The 20478-nt window shown below is 73.2% G+C and carries 16 protein-coding genes; 10 read left to right on the top strand and 6 right to left on the bottom strand.

The window, feature by feature from the left end:
- Positions 1-15: 15 nt before the first annotated feature.
- The 5 genes from ABZT47_RS03690 (at position 16) to ABZT47_RS03670 (ending at position 6069) form a co-directional block, all read left to right on the top strand.
- Complete coding sequence (locus ABZT47_RS03690; RefSeq protein WP_354835795.1) at positions 16-2046, top strand: NACHT domain-containing protein; 2031 nt, start codon at positions 16-18, stop codon at positions 2044-2046.
- A gap of 124 nt (positions 2047-2170) precedes the next feature.
- Positions 2171-2608, top strand: a complete 438-nt coding sequence (locus ABZT47_RS03685; protein WP_354835793.1) for a Rieske (2Fe-2S) protein — start codon at positions 2171-2173, stop codon at positions 2606-2608.
- 238 nt (positions 2609-2846) lie between these two features.
- Entirely contained in the window at positions 2847-3236 is a 390-nt protein-coding gene (locus ABZT47_RS03680; protein ID WP_354835791.1) for a TraR/DksA C4-type zinc finger protein, read from the top strand.
- 371 nt (positions 3237-3607) lie between these two features.
- Positions 3608-4903, top strand: a complete 1296-nt coding sequence (locus ABZT47_RS03675) for an ATP-binding protein (protein ID WP_354835789.1) — start codon at positions 3608-3610, stop codon at positions 4901-4903.
- Positions 4904-5022: 119 nt separating this feature from the next.
- Complete coding sequence (locus ABZT47_RS03670) at positions 5023-6069, top strand: LacI family DNA-binding transcriptional regulator (RefSeq protein ID WP_354835787.1); 1047 nt, start codon at positions 5023-5025, stop codon at positions 6067-6069.
- Positions 6070-6155: 86 nt separating this feature from the next.
- On the opposite strand, the gene ABZT47_RS03665 is transcribed toward ABZT47_RS03670, so the two are convergent.
- The 3 genes from ABZT47_RS03665 to ABZT47_RS03655 form a co-directional block, all read right to left on the bottom strand.
- Positions 6156-7049, bottom strand: a complete 894-nt coding sequence (locus ABZT47_RS03665) for an SMP-30/gluconolactonase/LRE family protein (protein WP_354835785.1) — start codon at positions 7047-7049, stop codon at positions 6156-6158.
- On the bottom strand, positions 7046-8065 hold the full coding sequence (locus ABZT47_RS03660; RefSeq protein ID WP_354835783.1) for an NAD-dependent epimerase/dehydratase family protein: 1020 nt from the start codon (positions 8063-8065) through the stop codon (positions 7046-7048). The genes ABZT47_RS03665 and ABZT47_RS03660 overlap by 4 nt, the downstream gene beginning before the upstream one ends.
- Positions 8066-8646: 581 nt before the next feature.
- A complete protein-coding gene (locus ABZT47_RS03655) occupies positions 8647-12096 on the bottom strand; it encodes a S8 family serine peptidase (protein ID WP_354835781.1) in 3450 nt (1149 codons plus the stop codon).
- Positions 12097-12272: 176 nt separating this feature from the next.
- Between ABZT47_RS03655 and ABZT47_RS03650 the strand changes: the two genes are divergently transcribed.
- The 4 genes from ABZT47_RS03650 (at position 12273) to ABZT47_RS03635 (ending at position 16021) form a co-directional block, all read left to right on the top strand.
- Positions 12273-13241, top strand: a complete 969-nt coding sequence (locus ABZT47_RS03650) for a helix-turn-helix domain-containing protein (protein ID WP_354835779.1) — start codon at positions 12273-12275, stop codon at positions 13239-13241.
- A gap of 183 nt (positions 13242-13424) precedes the next feature.
- Positions 13425-14597, top strand: coding sequence for a lactate 2-monooxygenase (locus ABZT47_RS03645; protein ID WP_354835777.1), 1173 nt, complete (start codon positions 13425-13427; stop codon positions 14595-14597).
- A 79-nt stretch (positions 14598-14676) separates the two neighbouring features.
- Positions 14677-15336 carry a DUF2461 domain-containing protein gene (locus tag ABZT47_RS03640; RefSeq protein WP_354835775.1) on the top strand — a complete coding sequence of 220 codons (660 nt, stop codon included), beginning with the start codon at positions 14677-14679 and terminating at the stop codon, positions 15334-15336.
- A 247-nt stretch (positions 15337-15583) separates the two neighbouring features.
- The gene (locus ABZT47_RS03635) at positions 15584-16021 is read left to right on the top strand and encodes a hypothetical protein (RefSeq protein ID WP_354835773.1); all 438 of its coding nucleotides are present in this window, start codon (positions 15584-15586) and stop codon (positions 16019-16021) included.
- A gap of 218 nt (positions 16022-16239) precedes the next feature.
- On the opposite strand, the gene ABZT47_RS03630 is transcribed toward ABZT47_RS03635, so the two are convergent.
- The 3 genes from ABZT47_RS03630 to ABZT47_RS03620 form a co-directional block, all read right to left on the bottom strand.
- Positions 16240-17115, bottom strand: coding sequence for an ABC transporter substrate-binding protein (locus tag ABZT47_RS03630; protein WP_354835771.1), 876 nt, complete (start codon positions 17113-17115; stop codon positions 16240-16242).
- A 139-nt stretch (positions 17116-17254) separates the two neighbouring features.
- The gene (locus ABZT47_RS03625; protein WP_354835769.1) at positions 17255-18010 is read right to left on the bottom strand and encodes an SDR family oxidoreductase; all 756 of its coding nucleotides are present in this window, start codon (positions 18008-18010) and stop codon (positions 17255-17257) included.
- Positions 18011-18206: 196 nt separating this feature from the next.
- Positions 18207-18947, bottom strand: a complete 741-nt coding sequence (locus tag ABZT47_RS03620) for a TetR/AcrR family transcriptional regulator (protein ID WP_354835767.1) — start codon at positions 18945-18947, stop codon at positions 18207-18209.
- A gap of 66 nt (positions 18948-19013) precedes the next feature.
- Between ABZT47_RS03620 and ABZT47_RS03615 the strand changes: the two genes are divergently transcribed.
- Positions 19014-20477, top strand: coding sequence for a hypothetical protein (locus tag ABZT47_RS03615; RefSeq protein ID WP_354835765.1), 1464 nt, complete (start codon positions 19014-19016; stop codon positions 20475-20477).
- Position 20478: the final 1 nt, after the last annotated feature.

Raw genomic sequence — 20478 nt, 5'->3', positions numbered from 1 at the left:
CGACGATGGTCGTTCATGAGATGGGAGCGTGGGCCCGGCCCGGTGTGGGCGGCTGTGTGCGGTCTGCTGGTGATCGGCGCCGCGGCGGCCTCGGGGTCGCCGCGGATGAAGCTCGGGGACGTCGACCCGATCGGCGCGGTCATCGGGCTGTCGGGGTTGGCGTTGACCGTGGTGTCGCTCTGGCTGGCGGTGCGGGCGCAGCGCGTCAGTGAAATGGACCTGGACCATTGGGCCAGGCGGCTGGCCGTCGAGGTGCGAGGCGCGGAGACCGGTGAGCTGAGGAAACTGCTGGGCGACGACGACCAGGCCGACAAACCCATCGACGTGCGGTTCGTGCTGTTGCCCACCCGCGCCCACCAGGCCGGCGGGGTCCAGCCGTCGGGGTGCCTGACCGAGGTGGTGGAGTACTACCGGCGGCTGCGGCCCGGGCGGCTGGTGATCACAGGTGCGGCCGGGGCGGGGAAGACGGTACTGGCCCTGCGCCTGCTCCTGGGACTGCTGGCCGCCCCTGCCCCAGGAGACCGGGTCCCGGTCCGCCTTTCCGCGACGCAGTGGGACACCGCCACCCCGCTGACAGCGTGGGTGGCCGCCCACCTGGTCACGGTCTTCCGGATGCCGCGACGTACCGCCGCCGCCCTGGTGAAGGCGGGACGCATACTCCCGGTGATCGACGGGCTGGACGAGATGGACATCGGCGCGCCCGGTCACACCTCCCGCGCCGCTGACGCCCTGCGTGCGCTGAACTCCGCTCAGGACGGCCTCGGCAAGATGGGGGTGGTGCTCACCTGCCGCACCGACCAGTATGCCGCCCTGGATGACGCGCACGTGAGGGTCCGGGCCCAGGACGCCGCCCACATCCGGATCGAGCCCGTGGACACCGGCACCGCGCAGACCTTCCTGGAGACCCGGGTGGGTGTCGAGGACCTGGTGCGATGGGGGCCGGTCCTCGACGCGCTGGACTTCCACCCCGACGGCGCCCTGGCCCGCGCATTGGACACCCCCTGGCGGCTCACACTGGCCGTCACCGTCTACAGGCGGCTCGACCCGGTCACCGGCGCCTACCTGCGTGACCCCGCTGAACTCACGGCGCCGGATCTCGACACCCCCGCCAAGATCGGCCGCCATCTGCTGGCCGCGTACATTCCCGCCGCGACCACCGCCGCCGACGCGGCCGGCCGCAATCTCCGTCATTACTCTCCGGACCAGATCCACCGGTGGCTGGCTCATCTGGCCCGTTACCTGAACGGCAATGCCGAGAAGGGGCCGTTCGCCGGAAGGGTGCTCAGCGGCACCGACCTGGTCCTGTACCAACTGTGGCCCCTGGCCGGTGATCGCCCGCGCGTCCTCGCGCAGTCACTCGCCGGTGTCTCCACCTTCGTGTTCCTCGCGGTGGTGCTGTTCGCCTTCCACGTGCCACATCGGCTGACGCTGGCCTTCATCGGCGCCTGGGGGCTCACCCGAGTGATGGGCGTGCGGTGGCCCGAACCCTGGCGCATCGAACTTCCGCGGATGAGAACGCCTCTCGGACACCGCAAACTCGTGGGCGGGGCCATCTCCGGCCTCGTGGCCGGAGCGGTTCTCGGGCTCGTGGTCGGGTTCACCCGCGGGTGGGCGCCCGGCCTCGCCGGGGGACTCACGTTCGTCATCGTGGGCGGGCTCGGATTCTGGTTCCTGAGCCCCGGCGCCGGAAGGGTGGTGGATCCCCGTGATCCGATACGCAACGACCTCGCATGCTCACTCGTTCTCGGGCTACAGGCCGCATTGCTGTTCGTGCTCAAGTGGTACTGGCTCATGGGCGAGTTCACTAACGGGCTGTTCTGGCTCCTCTCGCCTCTGGTCTGGGTCTGGTTCGTCCAGGCCGGTCGCCGGGCGGTGACGCGTTATCTGATGCTGATCCTCTGCACGCGTGGCCGGTTGCCCTGGCGCCTCGGCCGGTTCCTGCACTGGTGCTATGAGGACGCGGGGTTGCTCCGCGTGGCAGGCGTGGCCTACCAGTTCCGGCACCGTGAACTCCAGGACCACCTGGCCCGCTTCCCGGCCCCCTGACCCCTGGCCCCGCACGGCTCACCGCGACCCGCGTTCCGTGCGGCGCGCCGGGGCCCGAACCGCGTCCCGCGCCTGTACGTTCCGGGGGAGGAGTCTCCCTTACCCCCCAGGAGCGGAGGTCGGCATGCGAGCTGACGAGACGGGCGCGACGCGCCGTTCGGTGATCGTGCGGAGCGTGGCGGGCGGGTTCGCCGCCGTGCTGGCGTTGATGGGCGTGCGACCGGCGAGGGCGTCGGCGGGCACGGCCGCACGCGAGGACGCGACCGGCGAGACCGCGGGCGCGGTGCTCGCCAGGACCAAGAACATCCCGGTTCGCGGCGGGAAGATCATCAAGGGGAAGTACGTCGTCACCCAGCCCGCGAAGGGGGTGTTCCGCGTCTTCAGCGCCAAGTGCACCCACCAGGGATGCGCCGTCGCGAGCGTCAGCGGCGGGACGATCAACTGCCCGTGCCACGGAAGCAGGTTCTCGATCTCGACCGGCGCCGTGGCGCGCGGCCCGGCCGACCGTCCCCTCCCGCGCAAGAGGATCACCGTCTCCAAGGGCGTCATCCGCCTGAAGTGACGGCCGCACCCGGTGCCCCGCCCCTGGCCGACGCCGGGCACCGGGTCCTCGGCGGTACAGGCACCACGCCCGGGACGGGGGACCGGGCCTCTCGGGCGATACAGGGCGCGGGCCCTCAAGCCGGTGGGCATCGGGTTCTCGGGCGGTACCGGGCATCGGGCCGGCGGGTCGGCATGGGCATCGGGTCTCCAGGTGTGGCCGGGGCGGCCGCGTAGGGTGGTGGCGGAGGTGAGGCCACATGGCGGCACAGCGGCCCGAGGGCACCGCCCTGTCCTGCGCCGAGCGGGCGGCCCTCCGCGATCTCCTCGGCGCCGAGCGTGAGCGGACCACCGCGCGCGTCGCCTCGCTGCTGCGCGACTGGGAGGGCATCGTCGAGTCCTCCGCCCTGGTGGCCACCGACGACGAGCACGATCCCGAGGGGTCGTCCACGGCGTTCGAGCGCGCCCACGTCCAGGCGCTGCTCGACCAGGCGCGAAGCCACCTCGCCGACCTGGACGCGGCCCAGGCACGGCTCCGCGACGGCGACTACGGGGTGTGCCAGGGCTGCGGGCGCCCCATCAGCCCCGAACGCCTGAAGGTCCGCCCGGCGGCGAAGTCCTGCGTTCCCTGCGCCACCGCCCGCCGCTGAGGGCGTCGCCCCCGGGCGGCCGGAACGCGTCGGCGACACCATCGGGGACGCCCTGCCGGGCGCGGGCCATGCCGGGCTCCACCGTAAGCTTGGGCAAGTTTTTTCCTGGAAGCGCTCCAGTTTGGCGTAGCGTTGATGCAGGTCAGAGGCTTACCTGCCTTCCCCGTCGCCGGCGAACGTCCTGATCGGAGCGTCCACGACATGTCCTCCTCGCCGCAGTCCCGGCCCGCCTCCCCACTGTGTCCGCCGGCCGAGCCGGCCCACCGGCGCCGCTCCTGGTGAGCGTGCTCCTCGGGCGCCATGGCCTGGACCGGGACATGATGTGGCGCCGCCTGACGCACCCGCGGTCGATCCGGGCGAGGTGCACCCTGATGGCCGTGGCGCTGTCGGCGGTCTTCGTCGCCATCGGCGGGGCGAGCATCGACGCGGCGATCCGCTACAAGGTCGAGGTCGACACCTTCGAGGCCACCAAGCGTGTCGCCAGCCAGTGGAGCGCGGCGGTGCGCAACGGCGCGGTGCCTCGCGTCATCCCGGCGTCCGCCGCGGTCGATCTCATCCAGGTCGTCGACGCCGCCGGGCGCGTCCTGCACGCCAGCAGGGCCGTCTCCGGCAAGCCGCCGCTCAGCACGCTGCGCCCCCCGGCCGACGACCGGTTCCAGAACCTCACCGAGTGCACGGGCGACGAGGGATGCGCGATGCTGATGGCGATCCGCGTCTCCCCGGCGGCCGACTCCCCGGTGGTCTACGCGGGCGTGCCCGAACCGGCCATCCTCGCCACCAGCGAGCTCGACTACGGCCTCGCGGTCGCCGGCCTGCCCATCCTCGGGCTCGTCGGGTGGATCACCTGGGTCATGCTCGGCCGCACGCTGCGCCCGGTGCAGACCATCTGCGAGCGGATGTCGGAGATCACCGGCACCGACCTGAGCCGGCGCGTCCCGCTGCCGCCCGGCCACGACGAGATCACCACGCTCGCCGTGACGGCCAACCAGACGCTCTCCCGGCTGGAGATCGCCGTCAAGCAGCAGCGCCGCTTCGCCTCCGACGTCTCCCACGAGCTGCGCTCCCCGATCACCGGACTGCGGGTGCGGCTGGAGGAGGCGCTCAGCCACCCCGAGGACGTCGACCCCCAGGAGGCCATGCGGGCGGCCCTGGCGACCACCGACCGGCTGGAGGCGATCGTCGGGGACCTGCTGGTGCTGGCCCGCCTGCGCGCCGCCGAGCCCGCGCTGCACGAACCGGTGGACCTCACCGCCATGGTGTACGAGGTCGTCGACGACCGGGTGTGGAACGTCCCGGTGCGCGTCCGGGACGGCGGCGCGGTGTGGGTGGCGGGCTCGCGGGTCCAGCTGATGCGCGTGGTGGAGAACCTGGTGACCAACGCTCAGCGGCATGCTCGCACCGAGGCGGGCGTGAGCGTGTGCGCGACCGAGGGAGAGGCGCGGCTCGTCGTCACCGACGACGGGGACGGCATCGCGCCGAAGGACCGCGAACGTGTCTTCGGCCGCTTCGCCCGCCTTGAGGAGGGCCGTCGCCGCGACCCCGCGGGCAGCGGCCTGGGGCTGGCCATCTCCAGGGAGATCGCCGAGGCCCACCACGGGACGCTGCGCATCGAGGACTCCCCGCGCGGCGCCCGGTTCGTCCTGCGGCTCCCGGCACTGGAGCGGTGATCCGCCGCCGTCGCGGGAGCCTCGCGTCGAACGGGCGAGCGCCGGGTCCGGGTGCTCGGAGCCCCGTACGATGGTGACCACGACAACGAGGCCGGGTTTCGGCGATGGAGCAAGCGTTGGTGTCTCACTCGATCGAACGGCGGGTCACCGTCGCCGACATAGCCGCCGAGGCGGGGGTGTCACGGGCGACCGTCTCGAAGGTGCTCAACGGCCGTTCGGACGTGGCTCCGTCGACGAGGGCGCAGATCGAGGCCATGCTCACCGCGCGCGGCTACGTCCCCACCACCCGCACCAAGCGGGCGGTGCCCGCGGTCAGGCGCGCCGGCCTGATCGAGATGCTCTTCCACGACGCCGGCACTCCCTGGGCGGCCGAGATGATCCGCGGCGCGGAGGAGGCCGCCCGGGCGGCGCGGGCGGCGATCGTGGTGTCGGTGCCGGACGGCGGGCCCGGCCGAGGGCGGCAGTGGCTGGAGGACATCGCCGGCCGCGCGCCGCGCGGCATCATCCTCGCCCTGTCGGAGCTGCCGGCGGCCGACCACAAGCGCATCGTCAGGCTCGGCGTGCCCGCGATCCTCGTCGACCCGGTCGGTGACGGCGAGTCCGACCTGCCCTCCATCGGCGCGGGCAACTGGGGCGGCGGGCTGGCCGCCACCCGCCACCTGATCGACCTCGGCCATCGCCGCATCGGGCTGATCACCGGGCCGATGCGCTTCCTGTGCAGCCAGGCGCGCCTGGCCGGCTACCGGGCGGCGCTGGAGCGGGCCGGCATCCCGGCCGACGAAGGGCTCATCGAGCACGGCGACTTCCACTACGCCTCCGGACTGCGGCTGACCCTGTCCCTGCTCGACCGGCCCGGCCCGCCGACGGCGGTCTTCGCCGCGAACGACGAGCAGGCGCTCGGCGTCTACGCCGCGATCCAGCAGCGGGGCCTGCGCGTCCCCGACGACCTCAGCGTCGTCGGTTTCGACGACGTGCCGATGTCGCAGTGGGTCACGCCGCCGCTGACCACGGTGCGCCAGCCCATCGCCGAGCTGGGCGCCCTGGCCGTCCGCACGCTGCTCGCCCACCAGGACGGCAGCGGGGTCCCCGAGGGCCGGGTGGAGCTGTCCACCAAGCTGGTCGTGCGAGCGAGCACGGCCCCGCCGGTCCGCCGCCCGGCTCCCTGACCGCCGCTCCACGCCGCACGCCCGGGAGTTTCGGCCGGCCCGGCCCGAGTTTCGATCCCACCGCGGCCGGCGAGTTCTCGGTCAGGTCAGATCACGAACCTGTTCGGCAGGCGGCCGCGGCATCCGGGCTCGGCTCGGAAGATCGCGCCGGCGCCCGGCAGGTCTCGCAGCTCATCGGGGGAGAGCCCTTCGGTGGAGGTGGAGATCACCAGCAGGTCGAGGCCGGGTCCGGCGAAGCAGCAGGAGGTGACCTGCGGCACCGGCACGGTGACCGTGCGGTCCAGCGCGCCGCCGGGGCTGAAGCGGCACACCCGCGAGCCGCCGTAGAAGGCCACCCACACGCCGCCCTCGGCGTCCACGGTCAGCCCGTCCGGCACGCCGGGCAGGGCCGAGGTGTCGGCGAAGACGCGCCGGCCGGACAGCTCTCCGGTGGTCACGTCGTAGTCGAACACGTCGACGCGGCGCGTCGGGCTGTCCACGAAGTAGCACAGGGCGGCATCGGGCGACCAGTCGAGGCCGTTGGCGATGGTGACCCCGGTCAGGACGGTGCGCAGCGACCGGTCGGGGTCCAGGCGGTACAGGCTCGCCGCGCCCGGCGCGGCGTCGTAGGCCATGCTGCCGGCGAAGTACCGCCCGGCCGGGTCGACGTTGCCGTCGTTCATCCGGATCTCGGGCCGGTCGGCGAGAGGCGAGGCGAGCCGTTCGACCAGTTCGCCGTGCGCCGCGAGAGCCATGCCCGCGCCGTCGGCGACCAGGACCGTCCCGGGGCGGGAGGTGGGGTGCACGGCGGTCACCGGGGCGGGCAGGTCGGCGAAGGAGACGGCGCCGGTCGCGACGTCGGCCTCGAACAGCCGCCCGCGCGGGATGTCGACGAACCGCACCAGGCCCGCCGCGTCGTCCCAGACCACGCCCTCGCAGTGGACGCCGGACACCGGCAGCCACGGCTCGGCGGTCAGGTCGCCGCCCGTCCGGGGCGTCACGGCGCGGGCGGCGCGACCGCCGCCATGGCGCGGCGGTGCGCCTCCACCAGCCGGGACAGCATCGCGTCGGTGGCCGGGTCCGGGCGGGTCTCGCCGGGGTGGGCGGCGCGCCACCCGGCCAGCCGGCGCGCTCCCTCCGGCCAGGTGACCGTCGGGTGAAACGCGGGAACGAACCGCTTGATCTTGGTGTTGTCGAACACCGCGCTGTGCGACAGGTCGCCGACGATCAGCTCCGACCAGAACCAGTCGGGGGCCACGACCGGCAGGAACTCCGAGGGCAGGTGCAGCGGGCGGACCGGCGTCCCGGCGGTCCTGCCGATGACGTCGTAGATCTCGTTCCAGGTCAGCGCCTCGTCGGAGGTGATGTGGAAGTCCTCGCCGACGGCCTGCCAGTTCCCCGCCAGGCCGGCCAGGCCGACGGCGAAGTCCCGCGCGTGGGTGAGGGTCCAGGGATTGGTCCCGTCGCCGGGCACGACGATCTCCTCGCCGCGGGCGACGCGGTCCCAGGCGGTCCAGCCGCCGGGCAGCGGCGGCTGGGCGTCGTCGTAGGTGTGCGACGGCCGCACGATCGTCACCGGGAAGTCGCGCTCGTCGTAGGCGCGGCGCAGGACGTCCTCCGCGGCGATCTTGTCGCGCGCGTAGGCCAGGTAGGGGTTGCGCCGGGCGGTGGACTCCACGGTCGGCACACGGCGCACCGGCTTGTGGTAGATGGAGGCCGAGCTGATGTGGATGTACTGGCCGGTGCGGTCCTGGAACAGCTCGACCGCCGCGGAGGCGTCCCTGGCGTCGAAGCCGAGGAAGTCGACCACGCAGTCGAAGGTCTCACCGTCGAGGGCGCCGCGCAGGGAGCCGGCGTCGCCGACGTCGGCGATGATGGAGGTGACGCCCTCCGGCAGGGGCCGGCGCCCGGCCGTGCGTCCCCGGTTGAGGACGCTCACGTCCTGGCCCCGGCGCACCGACTCGGCCACGCAGGCCGAGCTGATCGTGCCGGTGCCCCCGATATAGAGGACCTTCATGCCGGACTCCCGCTCTGTGGGATCGCGGCCGGCCCCGCGGCCTCCCCGCGTCCAAGGCCTCGAACCCGTTCGCCGCGACGCCGGTCAGCCGGTCGTCGTCGCGGACACCGATCTCCTCCGGCGGCTCGGCGAGGGAACGCTCTGGATCGGTGTGTACCGAATGGCACCGGTGGCTCCTTCGAGCAGAGCGGTCAGAGAGACGACGGCCGATGTGGTTGGAGAACTTTCGGAAACTGCCCGAAACATCGACGGCACGATGCCTCAACGTAGAACGCCCGGTCGGCGAACGTCAAGGGCGGTGACCTCGGCGAAACGCCAGGAGGACGGCGGTCCCGGCGGTGTCGGCCCGGCCACGCGTGACGTTACGCCGCGCCCGCAGTTTCGAGGAACTTTCGATCGGAGGCCGGTCGCGTCGTCCGCCGATTGAGGCCCGTACGCCTCTGCGGAAGCACCCGCGTGACGGCGCACAAGCGAAGCGCCGGGCCCGAATCGGGCCCGGCGCTTTGTGAGAGCGGCTCAGGCGGCGTTCCGCGCCGGCCGCGGCCCCGGGAGGGCGCCGCGGCCGGCGCGGAACCGGCGGTTCAGTGTCCGGTCACCGTGAAACGGCCGGTGAGCGGGCCCAGGACGACCGTGTAGGCGCCCGGTGCGCTGCGGCGCACCTCGAAGGACAGGCGCACGGCCGCTCCGGCCCGCACCTGGACGGTCTGGCGCCGTTCCACCTGGTCACCGACCCGCAGGACGGCGTCGTAGCCGCCCGTCTTCTCGCCGACGTTCTTCACCCACGCGCTGACCCGCACCGGGCGTCCGGGCCGCACGGCGTCCGGGCTCACCTCCAGCTCGCCGAGCGCGAAGCGCGGCTCGGGGCCGGGAGTGCGGTCGCGGACGAACACGTCGGAGTGCCGGTTGGTGTCGCCCTCGACCAGGTTCGCCGAGGAGCTCTGGAAGGCGACGTAGCGCCCGTTCCCGCTGATCGACGGCACCTCGCTGGAGCCGTCGCCCTCCACGCCCTTCGGGCCCGTCGAGACCCGCTGGGTCGTACCGGCCTTCAGGTCGCGCACGAACACGTCGGTGCGCCCGTTGACGTCCGGGCCGGCGAGGTTGGCCGCGTAGCTGTAGAACACCACCGTCTGCCCGTCGGCGCCGGGGGAGGGGGCGAAGGACCAGTCGTCGCCCGGGCTCCCGTCGGAGGCCGCCGACACCAGCGCGTTCGTGCGGGCCTGCCGGTCGTAGCGGTAGATCTGCCACCCCTTCGGCCCGGCGCCGATGTAGACCACCATGCGGCCGTCCGCGCTGATCTTCGGGCTGCTCGGCTCGACGCCCTCGGGAGTGGTGAGCGCCTCGGTCGTGCCGGCCTGCCGGTCGCGGACGAACAGGTTGGTGCTCCCGTCGTCCTGGCCCGGCACCAGGTTCGTGGCGTTGCTCTCGAACGCGACGAACCTGCCGTCCGCGCTGATGGTCTGCTCGCGCGAGTTGCCGTCGCCCTGGGCGCCGCCCGGGCCCACCGAGACGCGCTCGGTCGTGCCGGCCTGCCGGTCGCGGACGAAGACGTCGGTGCGGCCGTTGGTGTCCCCGGCGACCAGGTTCGTCGCGTCGCTGTTGAAGACGGCGAAGCGGCCGTCGGAGCTGAACGCCGGCTGCGAGGACAGCCCGTCGCTCAGCGCGCCGCCCGGCCCGACCGAGATCAGCTCGGTCCTGCCGGACTGCCGGTCGTGCGCGAAGGCGTCGGTCTGCCCGTTGGTGTCGCCGGGCACCAGGTTGGTCGCCCCGCTGCTGAACCCGACGTACCTGGCGTCACCGCTGAGGGTCGGGGTCAGGGAGAAGGCGTCCGCCTGGGTTCCGTCGGAGGCCACCGACACCCGCTCGATCGCCCCGGTGCGCAGGTCGGTGACGAAGACGTCCAGGTCGTCGTTGGTGTCGCCGGGGACGAGGTTTCCGGCCACGCTGGCGAAGGTCACGGCGCTGCCGTCGTCGCTCAGCTGCGGCCACCAGCTCTCGTTGTCGCCCTGGTGACCGTCGACGCTCAGGGAGACGCGCTGGGTGTCGGGCGAGCGGGGCAGGGCGATGTCGGCCCGCGCCTGGCCCTTGCCGCGCACGGTGACCCGCTGCGGGTCCGACCGGGACACGCCCGGGGCCACCGCGGCGATCCGGTAGTCGCCCTCCGGTACCTCGGAGATGGTGTAGGCGCCGTTGAGGCCGGTCGTGGCCGCCAGGGTGTCGGGCACGCCGAGCACGGTGACCGTCGCGCCCGGAACGGTCGAGCCGGTCGGGCCGTACACCACCCGGCCGGTGATCTTGCCGCGGGGGGTCTGCTCGAGCGCCGTGCGCAGGTCGGTCATGCGGTCCGCCTGGACGCGGACGCGGGTCGTGGCCGGCTTGTAGCCGAAGCGGGTCAGCGTGAGGTCGTAGGACCCGGGAGCGAGCCGCATCTCGAAGCGGCCCTGCGCGTCGGTGGTGACGGCCCGGCCGTCGCCCGCCCGGGTGACGGTGACGCCCGCGAGCGGCTCGCGGGTCTTGCCGTCGGTGACCGTGCCGCGCACGCCGCTGGTCAGGGCGGCCTCGGCGACGGCGGCGTAGGCGTCGATCCGCCCGGCGCCGTAGCGGGCGTTGGGGCGCTCGCCGTAACGCTCGTCGTCGAGCGAGGTGCCGGCCAGGATGTCCAGGGCCTGGTCCACGGTGAGTTCGGGACGGGCCTGCAGCATGAGCGCGACCGTGCCGGAGACGTGCGGGGTCGCCATCGAGGTGCCGCTGAGCGTGCCGTACTCGCCGCCGGGGAGGGCCGAGAGCACGTCGACGCCGGGCGCCGAGACGTCGGGGACGATGTAGGAGTCGGGCCAGTCGCCGGGCGCGTCGACCCAGTCGTCCCGCCTGACCGTGCCACCGCAGGAGAAGTCCGGCACGCTGTCGTCGGCGTCGGTCGCGCCGACCGACACCGACTCGTACACGTTGCCGGGGCTGCTCGACCCGCCGGGCAGGCATTCGTTGCCGATGGCGAAGGACGGGAAGGCTCCGGCCCGGTAGATGTTCCTGGCCGGCTCGATCATCTCGTCGGAGTAGCCCTCGCCTCCCAGCGACATGCTGACGACGTCGGCGGGCTTGCCGGCCGGGCGGCCGTGGGCGTCGTAGGGGGCGATCGCCCACTGCATGCCGGCGATGACCTGGGCGAGCGTGCCGTTGCCGCCGGGAATGACCAGGCCGGCCATCAGGCTGACGCCGGGCGCCACGCCGATTCGCGTGCCCGAGGCGTCACCGCCGGCGATCGTGCCGGCGACGTGGGTGCCGTGGTAGGAGCTGTCGTGCGGCGTGGAGGCCACCGGGGTGCCGTCCGGGGCGAACTCGATCCAGCCGCCGGGGTAGGCGGGGTCGGCGGCGTCGTCGGTGGCGAGCTTGCCGGTGAGATCCGGGTGGGAGACGTCGATGCCGGTGTCCAGGATCGCGACGCGCACGCCCTTGCCGGTCAGCCCGCGCTCGCTCTCCACCCGGTCGGCGCCGATCTTGGCGATGCCCCACGTGGGCTCGCCCGCCTTGGCGGCCCGGCGCGCGGCGGCGGGCTTGGCGGGCCCGGTCTCGGGGGCCTTCAGCTCGAAGTTGGGGATGACGCGCTCGACCAGGGGCAGCGCCGCGACCGCGTCCAGCGTCGCCGGCGTGGCCCGGATGAGGACCATGTTCTTCAGCCAGAAGGTGTTGACGACCTGATCACCTTGCGACTTGATCAGTCGCACGACCGGGGCCTGCATGGACGCGGCCGTGCCGGCCAGGCCCTCACGCACCTCCGCCGGGCCGGAGGCGTCCGGCGGCAGGTCCGGGCGGGCGCCCAGCACGACGACCGCCTCGATGCGGCCGTCGGAGCGCAGCCGCGCGTTCTTCATCTGTTCGGCCAGCTCAGGGGCGATCTTCCCCCGGTGGGCCGGCGCGCCCGGCGGGTCGGCCGCCATCGCCGGGCGCGCCGGCAGGGCGGCGGCGACCGCTCCCAGCAGCACCAGCACGGCGAGGATGAGGCGGTGCCCGCGATTTCGCAGGGCGGACGACGACATGGGGGGCTCCTTGCAAGAATCTAGGACAAATCTGACGAGCATGAACGCTGGCATCAGTCGTCATCCGCTGACAAGCTGAGCGAACGGCGAGTTCCCGTCAGGTGGCGGGAAGACGACAAGGCGCAGGCGGCGCCGTTTCCCCGAGGTGACGGGGAGGTTTCGCGAGGAGAACGGGCGTGCTCGAGGCGATCGGACTGAGCCGGCAGGACGAGATGGTGTACGACGCGCTCGTCCGCCGGACGCGGGCGACGCTGACCGAGCTGGTCCACGACTGCCACCTGCCGGTCGCGGGCGCCCGCCGCGCCCTGCGCACGCTCGTCGACCTGGGCCTGGCCACCCGCTCGGCCGGGCGCCCCGTCCGCTACGTCGCCGTCTCGCCCGACAGCGGGCTGGAGGCCGTCCTGCGCGAGCGCGAGGCCGGATTGCACGACGTGCGGCTGCACATCCGCACGCTGATGAAGATGTACCGGGCGGGCGCCCGGTTCGCCCACCCCGGCGAGCTGATCGAGGTGGTCTCCGGGCGCGACGAGGTCAACCACCGCTGGGTGCAGATGCAGCAGAACACCAGCGTGCAGATGCGCGGCTTCGACCGCCCGCCCTACGCCGCCCCGCAGGGCCACACCGAGTCCAACCACGTCGAGCTCGCCCTGCTCAAGCGCGGGGTGAAGTACCGCGTCATCTACGACAAGAGCGCGCTGGAGCTCCCCGGCTGGCTGGAGGACGTCACGACCGGCATGCGCCACGGCGAGCAGGCCAGGATCGCCGCCGACCTGCCCATGAAGCTGGCGATCTCCGACGACCGGCTGGCCATGCTCCCGTTGATGCGGCCCGGCGACGAGGCGCTCACCGCCTCCTACCTCATCCACCCCTCGCCGCTGCTGGACGCGCTGGTCGCGCTCTTCGAGGCCACCTGGGCGCGCAGCGTTCCCGTCCAGCACACCGGGCCGGCGACGCAGGAGCTGTCGGAGGAGGAGGCGCGGCTGCTGACCCTGCTCGCCGCCGGCGCCACCGACCAGGCCGCCGGCCGGGTCCTCGGCTGGAGCGAGCGCACCGTCCAGCGCCACGTGACCAAGCTGATGCGGCGCGTCGGGGCCCGGACCCGCTTCCAGATCGCCATGGAGGCCACCCGCCGCGGCTGGATCTGACCCCGCGCAGGTCACCGAGGCCGCCACCGAGGGCGCGGCCGCGCATATCGACCGGCCGTCCGGGGAACGCGGCCGCTATGGACGGGACCGGCGGCGCCCGGGATGATCGTCGGAAGGCGGCGCGGCGCCCCGCGCGAGGAGCCGGCCGGGCTCGAGTGGGCGAGGCGAGAGGTGCGACCTGCCATGACGAGGCCGAACTGGGCGGACTACCAGTACGAGATCTACCTCAACGGCATGGCCGGGACGCGGCCCCGGCTGCCGACCGACCTCACCCGGCTGGAGGAGCTCGCCGAAGGCACGCTCGGCCCGGGCCCGTACGGCTACGTGGCCGGCAGCGCGGGCGACGGCAGCACCGCCCGCGCCAACCGGGCCGCGCTCGACCGGTGGCGCATCGTGCCGCGCGTGCTCCGGGACGTCCACGAGCGCGACCTGTCGGTGGAGGTGCTGGGACGGCGCATCCCCGCGCCGCTCGCCCTCGCCCCGGTCGGCGTGATGTCGGTCATGCACGCCGACGCCGAGACGGCGGCCGCGCGCGCCGCCGCCGCCCGGGAGGTGCCCTTCATCCTGTCCTCGGCCTCCAGCACCCCGATGGAACAGGTCGCCGAGGCGATGGGCGACGCCGAGCGGTGGTTCCAGCTCTACTGGCCGAAGGACCCCGAGGTGGCCGGCAGCTTCCTCGCCAGGGCCCGGGCGGCCGGGTACACCGTGCTGTTCGTGACGCTGGACACCCCGATGCTGGGATGGCGCCCCCGCGACCTCGACCATGCCTACCTCCCCTTCCTGCACGGCGTGGGCACCGCCAACTACTTCACCGACCCCGCCTTCCGGCAGGGCCTCGCCAAACCGGTGCACGAGGATCCCGAAGGAGCCGTCCGGCATTTCCTCGGCCTGTTCGGCGACCCCGCCAAGACCTGGCCCGACCTCGCGTTCCTGCGCGAGCGCTGGGACGGGCCGATCGTGCTCAAGGGCGTGCTGCACCCCGACGACGCCCGCCGCGCCGCCGACGCGGGCGTGGACGGCGTGGTCGTCTCCAACCACGGCGGGCGCCAGGTGGCCGGGTCCGTCGGCGCCGCCGACGCCCTGCCCCGCGTCGTCCAGGCGGCAGGCGACCGGCTCACCGTCCTGTTCGACAGCGGGGTGCGCGGCGGGGCCGACGTCTACAAGGCCCTCGCGCTGGGCGCGAGCACGGTGCTGCTCGGCCGCCCGTACGCCTACGGGCTCGCCCTGGAGGGGCAGGCGGGCGTCGACCACGTCATCCGCTGCGTGCTGGCCGAACTGGACCTGGCCCTGGCGCTGTCCGGGCACACCGGCCCGGGTTCGCTGGCCCCTAGCGACCTGGTGAGGGAGTCCCCGTGACCGCCGGGGAGAACGCCGTCTTCTGACGCGGGCGCCGCTCGCGCGGTTCGTCGTCGGTGCGACCTGGCATTGTGGACGGATGGGTTTCGAGGGCTTCCCCGACGAGGGGTTGATGTTCTACGAGGGCTTGGAGGCGGACAACTCCAAGGCGTACTGGATGGAGCGCAAGGGGGTGTACGAGGCGGCGGTGAAGGAGCCGATGCAGGCGCTGATGGAGGAGCTGGCGGGGGAGTTCGGGCCCGGGAGCCTGTTCCGGCCGTACCGCGACGTGCGGTTCGCCAAGGACAAGTCGCCGTACAAGACCCATCAGGGCGCCTACGTGCGGGCGGGCGGGGAAGGCATCGGGTACTACGTGCAGCTCGACGCCGACGGCCTGTACACCGCCGCGGGATGGTTCTCCCCCGCGCCGGACCAGGTGGAGCGGTTCCGCGCGGCCGTGGACGACGACAAGGCGGGCGCGCTGCTGGAGGAGATCCTCCACGGGCTCGGCGCCGCGGGCATGGCGATCGAGGGCGACCGGCTCAAGACCCGCCCGCGCGGGGTCGACCCCGGCCATCCCCGCCTGCACCTGTTGCGGCACCGCTCGCTCCACGTCGGCCAACGCCGGCCGCCGGAGGACTGGCTGCACACCCCTGAGGCGCTCGACCGTGTGCGGACGACCTGGCGGTCGCTCGGTCCGCTGGTCGACTGGCTGGCCACGCACGTCCGGCCGTCGGAACAGCCGCTGCGCCGCAGGTGAGAGCGGGGATGGCGCCGGCTCGGCGGCGGGGCCGCGGCGGTGATGGCGGGACGTCGCCGCGGCGCTTCGCCGGTGGCGGCGGGATCCGGGGTGATCTCACACTAGAAACCTTCCTTTTAGTGACAAACTGCACATCATGGGATGATTGGGATTATTCGCTCAGAGGGGCGGGTTGAGCCGGGCGTAACACGCAGGAAACGTCCAGGTCCGGAGACACCGGACGGACGTGCGTGTCGAGGAGAAGATCATGAACACGATCGCTCGGCGCATTGCCACCGCGATGACCGCCCTCACCATCACGGGCGGTGCCCTGCTCGCCTCCGGCGGCGCGGCCTCGGCGGCGGTACAGACCGGTGTGACCCAGAGCGATACCGTCGCCGATCGCGGCCACGGTGAGCACGGGCACGGCAGCCGTCACCTCTGGGACGGCCACCGGTGGTGGCACCGGTACACCGGCCACGGTGACTGGTACAGCACGGACCACGGCAGGCACTACCGCTTCGACGGGCACCGCTTCTACAAGTGGAGCGACGGCAAGTGGAAGTCGCTGTCGTCCGACTACGCCAAGCACCACGGGTTCGACCGCGGGGACTTCCCCCGTGACCGGCACCACCACGGCCACTCCGGCCACGATCACGGTCACTCCGGCCACCACCACGGGCACTCCGGCCACGACGGCCGCTGATCACCGTGAGGTGACCGGACCGCGATCGGAGGCGCCGCCGTTCACGGTGGCCACGCCCCGATAGCGGGCCGGTGAGCGGGAAGCGGCGCACGGTGCGGTGCCGGCGGCCGGGGAGACCCCCACGGCCCCGCGCCCGCCACCGGCGCCCTTCCCTCCACCACGCCGCGTCCCGCCGAGCGGATCACCCACGCTGTCACCCGCCCCATCCGCTTTTCCGGTCATCGATCCGGCGCGGTGCGGTAGAACTCGGCTGCGGTGAAGGCGGCGGGGACGCCGAGTTCGGCGGCCACCGCGGTGATCGCGGTGGCGCCGACGGCGAGGTCGGCCTGGCCGTCGGTGGCGAAGTACGGCGCGATGAACGCCTCGTAGTGGGCTCGGGCCTCCTCCGCGGTGTGCCGGCCGAGAAATGCCCGGATGTGCCGCACCGTGGTGTCGGGATCTTCGTGAACCACCCGCAGGGCGCGCCGGTGGGCTCGTACGACGGCCTGGACCGCAGGATCGTCCGGCCGGATGAAGCCGGGGTCGACGGCCACGCCTACGGTGGGGATCTGGAAGAGGTCGCCGACCCAGGCCAGCACCCGCCAGCCGTGCTCGGCGGCCACCGCCTCCGGTGCCATGGTGCTGCCGACCAGGGCGGCGTCGATCGTGCCGTCGTGCAGCCGGCGCAGGTCCATGCCGTAGTCGCCGGGTGGGCGGACGACGGTGTGGACGTCGCGGTCCGGGTCGAGGCCGGCCCGGCGCAGCACGATCCGGGCGAAGCACCCGGGCGCGGTCCGGGGGCCGTGTACCGCCAGCGTCCGGCCGGCCAGGTCGGCCAGGGAGGTCAGGCCGACGCGCGCGAGGAACCAGAACAGCGGGCGGTGGGTGTTGACACTGAGTGCGACCCAGGGGGTGCCGTCGGACAGCCGGGACAGCAGTGCCCTGCCGAGCCCGATGGTGGCGCCGCGGCGCAGCCGTTCCTCCTCCCAGGAGCAGCCGTCGCGCAGCGCGACATGGACGCCCTCGTCGGCGTAGTAGCCCTGCTGGTCGGCGATGTAGGCGACCAGCTCCTCGTGCAGGCCCCGCCCGACGTAGGCCAGATCGATCGTGTACATGAACGTCGTCCCTTGATCGTGCCATGCCACGCGCCCGCGCGGCGGATCATGGTGCTCGAGGTGACGGTGTGCGGAATGCCGTCCTGCCGTGAGCCGGACCGGGGCCGGCATGGCTCCGTGTGCGCGGGCCGGCGGGGCGTCAGTACATGGACATCCCGCCGTTGACCGCGGCCGTGGTGCCGGTCATGAAGGCGTTCTCCTCGCCGGCGTAGAAAGCGACCGCCTGGGCGACGTCGGCCGGGTGTGCCAGGCGGCCCAGGGGGGTGGCGGCCACCTGCCGCCGCTTCTGCTCCTCGCCCATCACGTTCGCCATGCGGGTGTCCTCCACCGGGCCGGGCTCGACGACGTTGACCGTGATGCCCTGCGGGCCCAGCTCCTGGGCGAGATACCGGGCGAACTGCGCCAGTGCGGCCTTGGCCGTGCCCAGTGCGATCATGCCCTCCCGGGGGCGGCGGCTGAGGCCGGTGCCGAGATAGACGATGCGTCCCCAGCTTTGTTCCATCATGGCGGGCAGAACGGCCTTGGTCACCACGAACGCCGCACGCATCTCGTCGTCGAGCTTGCCGCCCAGTTCGTCCCACGTCATGTCCTGGAACGGCTTGATCGCATACGGGGTGAGCGCGTTGTGCACGAGCACGTCGATGCCGCCCCATGCCTCCTGGACCCGCACGATCATGCTCTCGACCGCCGCCGTCTCGCGCACGTCGGCCCGCACGGCCATGGCCTCGCCGCCCGCGGCCTCGATGCCGGCCACGACCTCGCCGGCCGCCGTGACGCTGCGGAGGTAGTTGACCACGACGCGCATTCCTCGTGCGGCCAGAAGGTGCGCGGTGGCGGCACCGATCCCGCTGCTCGCCCCTGTCACCAATGCCACCCTGCTGGTCGCCCTGGTCACGGGCCACCTCCTGCCTCACCTGGGACAACTCGTCGAGTCGCTGGTGGGCCACTGCGTTCGGCCGGCGTCGCTCCGCTCCGCGGCGAGCCTCGCGTGCCTGCCACGGCCTTCGACGAACCTCTCACAGCGCACATACCGGACACCTACTGCTGTGCCCGTCTGACTACGCCGTAACCCGCCGGGGCTCGTGTCCCGCTCATCCGCCCGCGGGAGGAGCTGCGGGCAGGCGGGCCGCGATGCCGTCCAGGAGGAAGTCCAGGCCCATGGCGAACTGTTCCTCGGGCCCGGCGCCCGAGGGCCGGGCCAGCCAGGCGGTCAGGTGGGGCAGGCGGCCGTCCGCGGCGGCCAGATCGTGCAGCGTGGCGATGGCGGCGTACAGGCGCGCGCCGTCGTCCAGCCCGTAGCGCCGCTCGAACCGGGCCTCGGTGTCCTGCTGGAGGCCGCTGCCGAACACGTGCCGGTCGAGCAGCGCGGCGTACGTCATCGCCTCGGCGACGCTCGCGCCCCGCCGGACCAGCACGGCGAGCATGAACTCCAGCCTGCGCATGACGTGCGGCCCGGCCGGGGGACGGGTGTGCACGAGCAGCGCGCACCACGGGTGGCGCCGGATCACCCGCCAGGTGTCCACAGAGACGGCGCGCAGGTCGGCCCGCCAGTCGTCGCCCGGTTTCTCGGGCAGCGGGACCTGCGCCGCGGCCGCGTCCAGCATCAGATCGACGAGGCCTTCTTTGCTGTGCACGTAGCGGTAGAGCGCCATCGGCGTACAGGGGCCGAGTCGCGCGGCGACCGCCTTCATCGTCATGGCCTCCAACCCCTGCTCGTCGGCGATGCCGATGGCGGCGGCCACGATCTCCTCCCGGCCGAGGGCGCGCTGGCGCGGCGGGGGCGGCGGCTGGGTCCAGATCAGGTCGATCGGGCCGGGGGCTGTCTCTCGCACAGGCCTGAGTATACGCTATAAACTCCAGGTATATGACGTAAACTTTCTTCGCGAGAGGTGCTCCGGATGTCCGAGACCAGCCCCGCCACCAGCGCGTACGACCCGCACGACATCCGGCTGGGTGTCGTCCGCGGCATCAGCTACGGCCTGTTCGGTCCGGCCGACGCGTTCGTTCCCCAGGCCCGTGCGCTCGGCGCGGGGCTCGTGCGCTGCTACGTGTACTGGGGGCAGGTCGAACCCGAGCCCGGCCGCTTCACCTGGACGGCGGTGGACGCGCTGCTCGACCAGCTCGACGGCGACGAGGAGGTCTGGATCACGCTGTGCTCCAGCTCCCCGTGGGCGACCCGGGAGGCGACCGACTTCCTGCCCCCCTCGCCCGCGCGCGACCTGTCGGCCTACGCCCGGTTCGTCCGCGAGGTCGTGCGCCGCTGCGCCGGCCGGGTGCGCTACTGGCAGTGCGACAACGAGCCGAGCAACACCGGCCTGCTGTGGGCCGGCACGGCGGAGGAGTACGTCACCCAGCTCCAGGCCATGTACGCGGCGGTCAAGCAGGCCGACCCCGGGGCCGTCGTCGTGCTCGGCGGCTGTGGGTACGACGTGCTGAGCGCCGAGGAGGGCGGTGAGCCGCGGCGGTTCTTCGAGCACGTGACCCGCGCGGGCCGCGACGCCTTCGACGTGTTCGACGTCCACCTGTACGGGGAGGCGGCCCGGGTCCCCGGGCACCTCGCCACCGCGGGCGAGCTGATGCGCGCCCACGGCTATCTCAAGCCGATCGTGGCCGGCGAGTACGCGGCGCCCATCCCGTTCGAGTTCCCCGAGGTCGGGGCCGTCATGTACCAGGCGCTGGCCGAGGCCTTCGCGCAGGCGCCGCGCACGCAGAGCACGGCCGAGCTCGCCGAGCGCGAGCAGGGCGGCACCCCCGAGCGGCGCGCGATGACGGCGCTGTACGAGCGCATGCCCGAGCTGCCGCCCAAGCTGCAGATGTTCATGGAAGGGTGTCCCGGCGAGCTGGAGGCCAAGCGCCACCGCGTCAACCGCCGCCAGCTCGTCATGGGCACCGTGCTGGCACTGGCCGAAGGCGTGCGCCGGACGGCGTACTGGAACCTCGCGCCGGAGGTCGCCGCGCCGGTGGGCCCCCGCCAGGTGATGCACCTGATGTTCGGCAAGCTCGCCCTGATGGAGTACAAGGGTGCCGACCTGGCCGTGCGCCGTCCGGCGGGGGACGCCTTCGCGCTGATGGCCGAGCGCCTCGCCGGAGTGCGCGGTGTGCGGCGGGCCGAGATCGCCGGCCTGCCCGCCGGCGTGCGGGCGTTCGAGGCCGACCGCGGCGGGCGGGGGCCGCTGCTGGTGCTCTGGGACGAGCGCGACATGTTCGACGGCGAGGACGAGCCGCCGGTCACCGTCACCCTGCCCTGGTCCGCCCCGACGGCGACCGCCGTGGACGCGCTGGGCGGCCGCCCCGTCACCGAGGCCGGCGACAAGACCTTGCGCCTGCCGGTGTCGCTCACCCCCGTCTTCCTCACCGCCTGAA

Origin of the sequence: Sphaerisporangium sp. NPDC005289 (assembly GCF_040607455.1) — a bacterium.
GTDB lineage: Bacteria > Actinomycetota > Actinomycetes > Streptosporangiales > Streptosporangiaceae > Sphaerisporangium > Sphaerisporangium rhizosphaerae.
This window is presented reverse-complemented; position numbering and strand designations above follow the sequence as displayed.

Excerpts from the sequence above, each read along its gene's own strand:
- ABZT47_RS03690 (WP_354835795.1), top strand. The coding sequence starts at position 16 with ATGAGATGGGAGCGTGGGCCCGGCCCGGTGTGGGCGGCTGTGTGCGGT.
- ABZT47_RS03685 (WP_354835793.1), top strand. The coding sequence starts at position 2,171 with ATGCGAGCTGACGAGACGGGCGCGACGCGCCGTTCGGTGATCGTGCGG.
- ABZT47_RS03680 (WP_354835791.1), top strand. The coding sequence starts at position 2,847 with ATGGCGGCACAGCGGCCCGAGGGCACCGCCCTGTCCTGCGCCGAGCGG.
- ABZT47_RS03675 (WP_354835789.1), top strand. The coding sequence starts at position 3,608 with ATGGCCGTGGCGCTGTCGGCGGTCTTCGTCGCCATCGGCGGGGCGAGC.
- ABZT47_RS03660 (WP_354835783.1), bottom strand. The coding sequence starts at position 8,065 with ATGAAGGTCCTCTATATCGGGGGCACCGGCACGATCAGCTCGGCCTGC.
- ABZT47_RS03655 (WP_354835781.1), bottom strand. The coding sequence starts at position 12,096 with ATGTCGTCGTCCGCCCTGCGAAATCGCGGGCACCGCCTCATCCTCGCC.
- ABZT47_RS03645 (WP_354835777.1), top strand. The coding sequence starts at position 13,425 with ATGACGAGGCCGAACTGGGCGGACTACCAGTACGAGATCTACCTCAAC.
- ABZT47_RS03640 (WP_354835775.1), top strand. The coding sequence starts at position 14,677 with ATGGGTTTCGAGGGCTTCCCCGACGAGGGGTTGATGTTCTACGAGGGC.
- ABZT47_RS03635 (WP_354835773.1), top strand. The coding sequence starts at position 15,584 with ATGAACACGATCGCTCGGCGCATTGCCACCGCGATGACCGCCCTCACC.
- ABZT47_RS03630 (WP_354835771.1), bottom strand. The coding sequence starts at position 17,115 with ATGTACACGATCGATCTGGCCTACGTCGGGCGGGGCCTGCACGAGGAG.
- ABZT47_RS03615 (WP_354835765.1), top strand. The coding sequence starts at position 19,014 with ATGTCCGAGACCAGCCCCGCCACCAGCGCGTACGACCCGCACGACATC.